At 41.5% G+C, this 6,885-nt stretch carries 5 protein-coding genes; 1 reads left to right on the forward strand and 4 read right to left on the reverse strand.

All coding sequences use genetic code 11. The features are described from left to right. Positions 1 to 36: 36 nt before the first annotated feature. The 3 genes from fdoI to fdnG are packed head-to-tail and all read right to left on the reverse strand — an operon-like array spanning position 37 to position 4,687. Complete coding sequence (gene fdoI, locus ACYUCW_RS14820) at positions 37 to 693, reverse strand: formate dehydrogenase cytochrome b556 subunit (protein ID WP_004246538.1); 657 nt, start codon at positions 691 to 693, stop codon at positions 37 to 39. Then, complete coding sequence (fdxH, locus tag ACYUCW_RS14825) at positions 690 to 1,628, reverse strand: formate dehydrogenase subunit beta (protein ID WP_004246537.1); 939 nt, start codon at positions 1,626 to 1,628, stop codon at positions 690 to 692. Before fdxH ends, fdoI begins: the two co-directional genes overlap by 4 nt. 11 nt (positions 1,629 to 1,639) lie before the next feature. Further along, positions 1,640 to 4,687: a formate dehydrogenase-N subunit alpha gene (gene fdnG / locus ACYUCW_RS14830; RefSeq protein WP_080633831.1), complete on the reverse strand. Its 3,048-nt coding sequence runs from the start codon at positions 4,685 to 4,687 to the stop codon at positions 1,640 to 1,642. A 179-nt stretch (positions 4,688 to 4,866) separates the two neighbouring features. Between fdnG and fdhD the strand changes: the two genes are divergently transcribed. Beyond that, a complete protein-coding gene (fdhD, locus tag ACYUCW_RS14835) occupies positions 4,867 to 5,697 on the forward strand; it encodes a formate dehydrogenase accessory sulfurtransferase FdhD (protein WP_004246534.1) in 831 nt (276 codons plus the stop codon). A gap of 159 nt (positions 5,698 to 5,856) precedes the next feature. Here fdhD and ACYUCW_RS14840 read toward each other — a convergent pair whose 3' ends face one another. Continuing rightward, positions 5,857 to 6,732 (reverse strand): ATP-grasp fold amidoligase family protein, encoded by an 876-nt coding sequence (locus ACYUCW_RS14840; protein ID WP_163748157.1) that lies wholly within the window; start codon positions 6,730 to 6,732, stop codon positions 5,857 to 5,859. Positions 6,733 to 6,885: the final 153 nt, after the last annotated feature.

Here is a 6,885-nt window from a genome sequence, read left to right on the forward strand (position 1 = left end):
CAGCCTCCGTTTGTTCAGCAAATTAGCGTTAGTGCATTATTTCTGTGACTGCTTTTCGGCTTCTTTTTTCTCTTCTTCCAGTACTTCACGATACCAGCGAGGATGGTGTTTTTTCGCCCAACCGCGAGTCACCCAACCTTCAACCATGCTACGAATTGAGCCTTTCACCCAAAACGCTGCATAAGCGTGAACGATAACGGTAATAATCAGTAAGATTGCGGCAAATGAGTGCACCAGCAATGCAATACGAATCACCGGAATGGAGAAATATTCAGCAAAATAAGGACGCCAGATGATGATGCCACTGACCGTCAGCAGGATCAAACTGATAGATAATGCCCAGTAAATGCCTTTCTGACCTAAGTTATAGTGACCAATATCACCTGCTTCTTCATTTTTTAGCACTTTATGAATATTTTTAGCCCAAACTAAGTCATCTTTATCAATAAAGTTGTACTTCAGGTATCTGAAGAACATAAAGATAAACAAAATCGCCATCGCACTCCCCACAAATGGGTGAAGTAAACGTGACAGTTGAGGCGTACCTAAAATGTTCATAAACCAGTTCAGAGATGGGAAGAAGAAACCCAAACCACTGATGGCTGTGAATAGAAATACAATCACAACAACCCAGTGATTAATTCGCTCTGATGCGGTATGGCGAAGAATTTTATCACCTTTCTTCTTCATCATTTTTGCTCCTCCTTATTCACAGAGGTCTGTGTTTTAGAAGATGCTTCCATCTCTTTTTGTGCCGCTTCTTCATCTTCTTCGGTGGTGCGGTTAGGGCCAACACCTAAGTAGTGGAAGATAGCACCTGCAAATGTAGCAGCAAAACCAACCGCCGCTAATGGTTTCCAAATACCTTTCCAGAATTTAACCGTTGAGCTAATTTCTGGGTTTTCTGGTAAACCATGGTACAGGTTGGGTTTATCCGCGTGATGAAGCACGTACATAACGTGTGTGCCACCAACGCCTTGTGGATCGTAGAGTCCAGCGTTGTCATAGCCACGAGTTTGTAACTCTGTAACACGTTCATTGGCAAGATTAATCATCGACTCTTTTGAGCCAAAATGGATAGCACCAGTCGGACAGGTTTTAACACAAGCCGGCTCTTGACCCACTTCAACACGGTCTACACACAAGGTGCATTTATAAGCACGGTTATCTTCTTCATTAATACGCGGTACGTTAAAAGGACAACCAGCAATACAGTAACCACATCCGATACAGTGCTCAGATTGGAAGTCCACAATACCGTTAGCATATTGAATGATAGCGCCTTCCGCAGGACATGCTTTTAAACAGCCCGGATCAGCACAATGCATACAACCATCTTTACGGATCAACCATTCCAATTTGCCATTCTCTTCAACTTCAGAGAAACGCATCACTGTCCATGATTTAGCCGTTAAGTCCGTTGGGTTGTCATAAACACCGACGTTAGTACCAATTTTATCGCGGATATCGTTCCATTCAGAACAAGCAACCTGACAGGCTTTACAACCAATACAGGTGGTAACGTCGATAAGTTTTGCCACTTCTTCCTTGTAATCCCGCACTTGTGGTGCGGGAGTAAGGGAATTGGTGGCAGAGCGACGAATAATGTCTTGTGATTGCAGTGACATAATTTATCTCCTTACACCTTTTCCACATTAACAAGGAACGCTTTAAATTCTGGCGTTTGTGTATTTGCATCACCGACGAATGGCGTTAGGGTATTAGCAATAAAGCCTTTAACCGCAACCCCTTCAAAGCCCCAGTGGATCGGAATACCAATGGTATCCACTTTGCGACCATCAACATCAAGTGTTCTAATACGTTTGGTCACTACAGCTTTTGCTTTAATGTAACCACGTTTGGAACTGACTTTAACGGTGTCACCTTGAGAAATACCTTTTTCTGCCGCTAACCGTTCACCGATTTCGATAAATTGTTGAGGCTGAATAATGGCATTTAACAGCGCATGTTTTGTCCAGAAGTGGAAATGCTCAGTCAGACGGTAAGTCGTACCTACATATGGGAACTCTTCTGCTTTACCCATCTCTTCCCAGTCATCTTTAAACACACGTGCTGCTGGGTTTGAAACAACATTTGGATGCAGTGGGTTGGTACCTAATGGGGTTTCAATTGGCTCATAGTGTTCAGGGAATGGACCTTCTGCCATCTTGTCGATAGCGAATAAACGCCCCATACCTTCAGGTTGCATAATAAATGGACCAACATCAGAGCCAGGTGCGGCATTGCTATAGTCAGGTACATCAATACCTGTCCATTTGCTGCCATCCCATTCGATTAACTTGCGTTTTGGATCCCATGGTTGACCTTGTGGATCTGCTGATGCACGGTTGTAAATAATGCGACGGTTTAAAGGCCATGCCCACGCCCAACCTAATGTGTTACCCAAACCTGATGGGTCTGAGTTATCACGGTTAGCCATTTGGTTGCCTTTTTCTGTCCAGCTACCCGCGAAGATCCAACAGCCACTTGCCGTTGTACCATCATCACGTAACTGAGCAAATGAGCTTAGTTGCTGACCTTTTTTCAAAATGATATTGCCATCAGCGTCTTTTAAGTCGACAAGGGCTTTACCATTGCTCTCTTGAGCCACTTCTTCAGATGTTGGATTATTAGGATCAAAGTAATCCCAAGTCATATTCAACACCTGCTCAGGCATTGCGCCACCTTCTTCTTTATAAAGTTGGCGTAAACGATGGAAAATACCTGAGAGAATTTCACCATCAGGCAGTGCAATTCCTGGGGCATCAGCACCTTTCCAGTGCCATTGTAACCAGCGTCCTGAGTTAACAATAGAGCCGTTCTCTTCAGCAAAACAGGTCGTAGGTAGACGGAAAACTTCAGTTTGGATATCTGCTGTTTTCACATCATTCTCTTCACCGTGGTTTTGCCAGAAACAAGATGTTTCTGTATTTAACGGATCCATGGTGATAAGGAATTTCAGTTTTGATAATGAGCGGATCACTTTGTTCTTATTCGGGAATGAAGCTACAGGGTTAAAGCCTTGGCAGATATAGCCATTGACTTCACCTTTATCCATCATTTCGAAATATTGTAGAACGTCGTAAGGTTTATCCCATTTAGGTAATAGTGAGAATCCCCAATCGTTATCACGTTGAGCATGATCACCATAAAATGTCTTCATCATACTGACGAAGAATTTAGGATAGTTACCCCAGTAGTTAACCTGCCCTTGGACGGTCGGTTTTGGCGTATTGGCTGCTAAATAGGTTTCTAACGATGTTTGCTTTTCAGAAGGCAAGGTTAGGTAACCTGGTAAGCTTTGTGATAACAGACCAAGATCTGTTAAGCCTTGAATATTAGAGTGACCACGTAGAGCATTAACACCGCCACCTGCCATACCCATATTACCTAACAGTAATTGGATCATCGCCATAGTACGAATGTTTTGTGCACCAACAGTGTGTTGAGTCCAGCCTAATGCATACAGGAAAGAGGCTGTTTTATCTTTCGCTGCTGTTTCAGCAATATATTCACAGACTTTTAAGAAATCTTCTTTTGGTGTACCGCAAATCTGAGTGACCACATCAGGTGTGTAGCGACTAACGTGTTCTTTTAATAGATTCCAGACACAACGAGGATGTTGAAGCGTGGTGTCGCGTTTAGCGAAACCATTTTCATCCATCTCGTAATTCCAAGTGGTTTTATCATATTGACGTTTTTCAGGATCGTAACCACTAAAGAGACCATCATCAAAATGGTAATCTTCGCGCACAATCAAGCTGGCATTGGTATAAGCCTCAACGTACTCTTTTTGATATTTTTTATTTTCGAGCAGATATAAGATAACCCCCGATAAGAAGGTGATATCTGTACCTGAACGAATAGGCGTATAGAAATCCGCAACAGACGCAGTACGTGTGAAGCGAGGATCAATCACAATTAACTTGGCTTTATTATGGATTTTAGCTTCCATCGCCCAGCGGAAACCGACAGGGTGTGCTTCAGCCGCATTACCGCCCATAACGACGATAAGGTTGGCATTTTTCATATCAACCCAGTGGTTGGTCATCGCACCGCGACCAAATGTTGGAGCAAGACTTGCTACCGTTGGTCCGTGTCAGACACGCGCTTGGTTGTCGACAGCCAGCATCCCAAGTGCTCTTGAGAATTTCTGGGTCAAAAAGCCTGTTTCGTTACTTGCTGCGGAGGCACAAAGCATCCCCGTTGATAACCAACGGTTTACTTCAACACCTTCTTTATTGAATTTTTCGAAGTTGGCATCGCGATCTTTTTTCATTAAGCGTGCGATACGATCAAAGGTCTCTTCCCATGAAAGTTTTACCCATTTATCTGAGCCGGGAGCACGATATTCAGGATATTGTAAACGGCCTTTACTATGGATAAAATCAACGAGACCAGCACCTTTAGGACAAAGTGCACCACGGTTTACTGGGTGGTCAGGATCACCTTCAATATGGAATATGGTTTCTTTTGCGTTTTTCGCGCCATCGCCCAGACTATACATTAATAGTCCACAACCGACAGAACAGTACGTACAGGTATTGCGAGTTTCACGGGCACGCAGTAATTTATACTGACGTGAGCCTGCTAACGCAACAGCGGGTGCAAAACCTAAGGCAGCCGCTGTAGTACCTGCCATACCGCCAGCACAGATCTTAAAGAACTGTCTTCTGCTGACCTGCATGGGGTCTCTCCTCATCATACATTGCTTTTACTGACTCTGATTTTCTTCACGAAAACAGGAGCTGATTGTTTTTTTATTCCTATTATCCTTAATAGGATCAGGTTCATTGCCTGATAGGTAGTGTAAAATCGTTTTACCCGTATTGTTATTATGTATTAATAAAATTAGGAATTCATCTTATGGATGAAACAAAATCGACAAACTTGTTAACTAAACGTGTAATTGTTGGCATAGATCAAACAACTGTGCAACACAAAGGCTCCCTTAACCAAGCAGAGCAGGATTATATTGCACTCGAAGTTCCAGTTGCATTAGTGTACAACGGAATATCTCACGTTGTTATGATGGCAAGCCCTAAAAATTTAGAGTTATTTGCTGTCGGATTTTCCTTATCTGAAGGCATTATAGGATCTTCTAACGAAATTCGCAGTATTGAAATCGTTGAAAGTTGCCATGGTGGCACAGAAGTACAAATAGAATTATCAAGTCGGCGCTTTATGCAATTAAAAGAGCGACGTCGTAGTATGGCGGGACGCACCGGATGCGGTATTTGTGGTACAGAGCAATTAGCAGAAATTTTTCGCCCTATAGCGCCATTACCTTTTACACAAACATTTTCACTCTCTTTGCTTGATAACGCACTCGAGCAACTAAAAACCGTACAGGAAATTGGCGAGCTAACAGGATGTACTCATGCCGCAGCTTGGCTATCTCCTGAGGGGCAATTACAAGGCGGTTGCGAAGATGTCGGGCGCCATGTAGCTCTTGATAAGTTGATTGGCTTAAAAACACAACAAAAGTGGACAGAGGGTGCAATATTAGTATCAAGTCGTGCAAGTTATGAAATGGTGCAAAAATCAGCAATGTGTGGTGCCGAAATTTTATTTGCGGTTTCCGCTGCTACCTCACTCGCCGTTGAAGTGGCGAATCAATATAATTTGACGCTGGTGGGTTTTTGTCGCCGTGGAAGAGCAACTGTTTTTACTCATCCACAACGACTCACTGATTAACGTATGCGGTGAAACATCATAAAAGTAAGTCGCTAATTGACTATTAGGGTTTCCACTTTATCAAGCGTGTTTTAAGCCTTATTTATTGAATGAACAGCCCCTAAAAGTTGGACGTTTCTAGTCTAATTTAAAGGGGACGTTCGTTAGTTCAGGGAGTTGCTATGAAGCAATAGGTGTCCATAGTTCACCTAATTTATAGTCCCACTCTTTTGGTTTAATGGGAATGCGCCCCGCATTGGGGGTAAAGGTCATTTCACTAAACAGTAGTGTGGTTTCTGACATTAAAAAATCGACCCGACAATAGGCAAAACCGTTAGCTAATTTGTTGGCTAATGTGAGCATATTGTCAAATTGTAGCGGTTTTTCAATATATTCTGGGGTATTGGGATCTTCTAAAGTAAAAGGCTGTAATTGCCATTGTGTATCATAAACATTGATATACTCGCATCCCTTTGTATCCGAAATATCAATTTCCGCATAATGAGGCTGACCATGAAAACAGTGGATACGGCATGTGGTTGGGATCATCGGACATTGAGTATCAAAAAGGTCGATATACTCTTCACTGATAATTTGCGCACTAATATTTTTATAATGCCATTCACGAGTAACGTGGTAGAGATTTCTCTTTAAATGAAAATTAAGTTTCTTTTTTGCCATCTCCAAATCAAATTGAGATTTATCAAGGCAAATAATAGTACTGCCACTGTCATGATTACATTTTAATACGAAACGGTTAGGTAGTGTATTAAGTTCGATTTCATTTGGATGGCGATAAGTATTAAGGATTTTGACCAGATATTTTTCGCCTATCTTTTCTTTTACATACTCCCTGACACTGATTTTATCTGCTAAGCGTGTATAGATAGGATCTCTATCAAATAACATACGTGCATTGATTTTTTCATTCAATGACATGGGGTGGCGAAAATTAGGTTGATAACCTAAGTTACGAATAAATTTATTTTTTAGATAAACACGATCTGGCTGTGCGAGCGTGCGTAATTGTTTGAAATAATATTCTAAAATTTTCATATGCAACTGTTTATTTTAAATATTTAAGTAAGATAAATATAAATTTTTATTTATATAATTTTGCCTTAGGAGAAATTAATTTTTTATTAATTTAGCCTTAATGTTTTTATGTATTTATAGAAAACAAAAATACAAAAGAATACAGATATATTC

The organism is Proteus sp. MB838 (assembly GCF_054767435.1).